At 51.3% G+C, this 3,858-nt stretch carries 3 protein-coding genes; all 3 read right to left on the bottom strand.

Annotation, left to right across the window (positions count from 1 at the left end):
* Positions 1-1,948, bottom strand: a 1,948-nt coding sequence (gene mobC, locus N5O98_RS26935; RefSeq protein ID WP_269496217.1) for a conjugal transfer protein MobC, incomplete at its 3' end; no start/stop codon positions are given.
* A gap of 18 nt (positions 1,949-1,966) precedes the next feature.
* Positions 1,967-3,235 carry a conjugal transfer protein MobB gene (gene mobB, locus N5O98_RS26930; RefSeq protein ID WP_007566686.1) on the bottom strand — a complete coding sequence of 423 codons (1,269 nt, stop codon included), beginning with the start codon at positions 3,233-3,235 and terminating at the stop codon, positions 1,967-1,969.
* Entirely contained in the window at positions 3,220-3,642 is a 423-nt protein-coding gene (gene mobA, locus N5O98_RS26925; protein ID WP_004309974.1) for a conjugal transfer protein MobA, read from the bottom strand. The genes mobB and mobA overlap by 16 nt, the downstream gene beginning before the upstream one ends.
* Positions 3,643-3,858: the final 216 nt, after the last annotated feature.

The raw sequence follows: 3,858 nt of genomic DNA, 5'->3' as shown, positions 1-3,858 counted from the left end.
CCTCGACTATCTGCCTGACTTCCTGACGGATGCGGTCATAGTTGGCTTGTATCTCCTCCTGCATCCGGTCGTTGCCGTCCTTGTCGGTGAAGTCGATAATCTGCGGCAACTTCACGTAATGGGCGGTTTCCCGCTTCACCTTTTCGTTGTCCACCACGATTTCGCAGTGGAAAATCTTCTGCTCTATCCGTTCATCGAAGTTGTCCGCCACAGCACCCACGAACATACCTTGCGTGAGGTTGGATATTTTGCTGGCGGGTATCAGGCTGTCCATTTGGGTGCTTATCGAGGTGGATTTTTCCCGTTGGTTTATCGTCATGCTCTGCCGTTTCTGCAACACCTTTCCGAAACGCTCGGAAAGGATTTTCGCCGTTTCACCGACTACTTGACCGCTGAACACGTTACCCACAGTATTTTGGATAACCCGGCTTTCCTTGTCCCCGTAATCACGGGTAAGCTGGCTGTAATCCTGAAAGCCTAACAGAACCGCAACCTTGTTGCTTCGGGCGGTGGCAATCAAATTATCCAACCCCCGAAAATATATAGTTGGTAATTCATCTATTATCACCGAACTTTTAAGCTGACCTTTCTTGTTTATCAGCTTCACGATACGGGAATTATATAATCCCAGTGCTGCCGAGTAGATATTTTGGCGGTCAGGATTGTTGCCGACAACCAGTATTTTAGGCTCTTTCGGGTTGTTGATGTCAAGTGAAAAATCATCGCCCGTCATTACCCAGTAAAGGGCGGGTGAAATCATCCTTGAAAGCGGGATTTTTGCACTGGCAATCTGCCCCTGCAACTGTTCAACTGCCGAACTTTCCCAAGCGTCCACGAACGGGGAAAGGTAATTTTCCAGTTCGGGATAACTGCGCAAAATCGTGAATACATCAGCGTATTTCTTGTTCAACAGTTCTATGGCATGGGGAAACGTGCAATACCTGCCGCCTTGATAGATGCGCAAATACCAAATAATGGCTGCAAGCAGGATAATCGGGCTTTCCACGAAGAAGTCGCCCTGCTTGCTTATCCAGCTTCGATTGAGGTTAAGCATAATCGTGTAGCTGGCTTCATAAGCATCCGCAATGTCCGACATGAAGCTGGCGTTTATAGGGTTACATCGGTGGCTCTTGCGTGGGTCGTCAAAGTTGATAACGTAAAATTTCGGCTTGACCTTGTAGCCGTCCAAGTGGTTAAGCAAATGATTGTAAGCGATTTCCGAAAGGTCAGGAAACTTATAATCATACAGGTAGAGCGCAAAACCTTTCTCGATTTGCTGTTTTATGTAATTATTTACTACTGCGTATGACTTCCCGCTGCCCGGCGTTCCTAACACGATGCTCGCACGAAAAACGTTTACAACGTTAATATAGCCATTGTTCCACTTCTTCTTATAGTAGAACCGGGTAGGCAGATTTACAGAATACTCGTTCTCGATAAGCCTTGTTTCCTGCTGGAAACTTTCGTTCTCGGTATTAAAGACATCATCCATGAGGTTGTTTTTCAATAACCGGGACATCCACGTACCCGCCATGAGCATACAGATATAGCCCGCCGACAGCGTGGCGATATAAAACACAGTGTCCGCCGTATGTGGCAGCGGAAGTTCCAGCAGCCACCAGTTCAGGAAAAACAACACGACACCCGCCGCAAGGCTGCAATGTATCTTCGCCCACGTTATCTTTTCCTCTTTCACGCCCTTAGTGCCGATACACGACAGGGCGAGGAACACCACCGAAAATAGTTTTGTCCATAAGATAGACGAGAACAGCCCGGTGGTGCGCTGGAAGTTCCACAGTATCTTGTCTATCACCTCAAACGTCACTCCCCATTCTTTCAGGGTGGAGTAACAGAACCAGTACACGTTTATTCCCACGAATAGAATACTGACAGCCCGCATAAAGTCCATGACCCTTGCAAGCCCTCTCAAATCATCTTCCTGTTGCATGATTGTAATGTTTTTAAGTTAGTTGATGCGCCTTGTGCGCTTCTTTTTCTTCTTTCTCTTTTGGCGGTCGGTGTCCTGCGGCTCGTCACCGCCTGATGCACCGCCGCCCAGCAAACCGCCGAAAGCACCCAGCACGGAAGCCATGCCCGAAACGATGTCGGCTTTCGGCGTGAAGCCCGGCTGTTCCTGATGCGTGGGCTGGTCTTGCTGCGGTGCTGCCACTTCGGACTGGTGTATCTTTCCGGTTTCGCCCGAAAAACGTTCGTTGAACACGTTCGCCGAATACTCCTTACCCAAGCGTGAACCGTTCAGCACCACCCGGCTGTCGTGGTCGATGAACGTAACGCCATAGATGCGCCCGTTGTCGTTCTGACGGAATACCACATCAATGCCCTGCTTCTTTAGCTGTCGTTCCAGTTCCTTGCGGCTGCGGGCGGTCTGCATGGCAGTGGCTACAATCTTCCGGGTGCGCTCTTTCAGTTTCCCGTTCTTAATTGCTTCGCCCGATTTCTCCATTCTGCGCTGCACCGCTTCATAACCTACCGACTTGCCGATGCGGGAAGCCTTTACCGGGTTGCCCACCTTTTCGCCCTTGTCGTTCATGGCGGAATAGACAATGCCCTGATAGGGCTTGCCGTTTATCTCGCCTTTGACTTCCTCGGCGCACACGTTGTAAGCGGCAAGCAAAGCCTTGTACTCCCCGAACGACTGGAAGCGGTAGCCATAGCAAGCCGCTTTCACGGTGTTGCCGATTTGGTGCTTCACGTCCCCGGCGGCATAGTCCACCTTTTTAAGTTCGGGGCGTTCGGCACGTTCCTTTCGTTCTGCCGGGTGCAGGTTGTATTTCTGCTCCAGTTCACGGGTGATTTGCTTGCTGCGCCGATGCTCGAACTTGTCATTCAGCGGCTTGCCGTTCTCGTCCACCCGCAACCCCACGATGTGGATATGGTGGCGGTCGATGTCGGTATGCTTGTACACCAGATAAGGCTGGTCGCCATAGCCCAACTTCCGCATATACTCTTTGGCGATGTCGGAAAGCTGCCGGTCGGTCAGCACGTCTTCCGGGTGCGGGTTTATGGAAATATGAAGTATCGGCTTCTTGGTGGATAGCTGGACGGGCATCTGCATTTCAAAGCTGCGCATACACTCGCCGATAGAGAAATTCCCGTCCTCGCCCAACAGCATCCGGTTGGAGAAAAGCACCTTTGCTTCCCCGCTGTCCACCTTGTTTTGGTTGTATGCCAGTGCGCCGAACATATTGCCGCCCGTGCTTATTTTGGCAACCATAGTTCCCTGCACTCGTTTGTCAGGTCGATAACCTGACGGTTCAACACAGCCAGTTCGGTGGTCGCTTTCTCCAGTTTATAGAGAAAAGCCAGTGCCTTTTTCTCCGAAAAGTTACTATTCAGAGCCTTTACCACTTGGTTGTAATTGACCGCAACCGCCCGGAACTGGGCATAAAATTCGGTCAGCCGGGCGCAATATTCTACTGCCGATTTGTCCACTTTCACCACCCGGAACGGCTCGCCGAACAGCCGGGCGGCGATGAAACGGGACTTGCTCGTGACGCCCGACTGCTCCCATTGCGAGAGGAAGCGGGCATTCTCCCGGTCGTTCAGGTAAAGGACATGGCGATGCTTCGCCGGGTCTGCGAGGGCGGGGCGACCGCCCTTGTTGGTTCTTCTTGTTTCCATGCTTCTTTGGATTAAAAAATTACGACTTCGGAGTGATTTTTACCCCCGACAGGGGCAAGGCGTTTTCAGGCACGGAAAACGGTTCTATGTGCCATAGAACACACCTTGCTATTTTCTGACGAAAATCGAAATCCGTCACGGACGGATTGGGGTTAGCGTGGAACGGTAAGCCCAGCCATTCACCAGCCCTGTTTTACACCTGCGCCCCCTGCGGTT

This window comes from Bacteroides sp. LFL-34, assembly GCF_027257075.1.
Classification (GTDB): domain Bacteria; phylum Bacteroidota; class Bacteroidia; order Bacteroidales; family Bacteroidaceae; genus Bacteroides; species Bacteroides ovatus.
Note: the sequence above shows the minus strand (reverse complement) of the source record. Positions and strands in the feature narration are given on the sequence as shown.